This is a genomic window from Mesorhizobium sp. M1E.F.Ca.ET.063.01.1.1 (assembly GCF_003998155.1).
GTDB lineage: Bacteria > Pseudomonadota > Alphaproteobacteria > Rhizobiales > Rhizobiaceae > Mesorhizobium.
Genome location: NZ_RZSC01001637.1, coordinates 1 through 433 on the forward strand (window position 1 = coordinate 1; position 433 = coordinate 433).

Annotated in this window: 1 pseudogene; it reads left to right on the forward strand. The window is 64.2% G+C overall.

Features of this window, described 5'->3' with window-relative positions:
- Positions 1-433, forward strand: a pseudogene (locus EOA29_RS40175) (EscJ/YscJ/HrcJ family type III secretion inner membrane ring protein); the annotation flags it as partial.

Sequence of the window (433 nt, forward strand, 5' to 3'; positions counted from 1 at the left end):
ATCTCGGACATCGACGGCGTGCTTTCCGCACGCGTCCATCTCGTCTTGCCGGAGAACGATCCGCTGAGACAGCAGCTGGTGCCGTCTTCCGCCTCCGTCTTCATCCGCCATCGCGCGTCGGTTCCGATGAATGAGCTGATCCCGCAGGTCAAGATGCTGGTGGCCAAGGGTATCGCCGGACTGACCTATGACAATGTCTCGGTCACGCTCATCCCGGTGGCCGCGAAGGCCCCCGAGCACGAAACCGCCGAAGCAGGCTTCACGACATTCCTTGGCCTCTGGCTGCATCCGGACAGCGTCGCCGCCGCGATGTGGCTGTTCTACGGCATGGCTGCGGCCATACTGGCGCTGGCTGCCCGGCTGGCCTACCTCCAGTGGTATCGACGGCCGGGTGTCTATGCGCTCGACGCGTCCGCTCTGCCGGTGAAGAAGA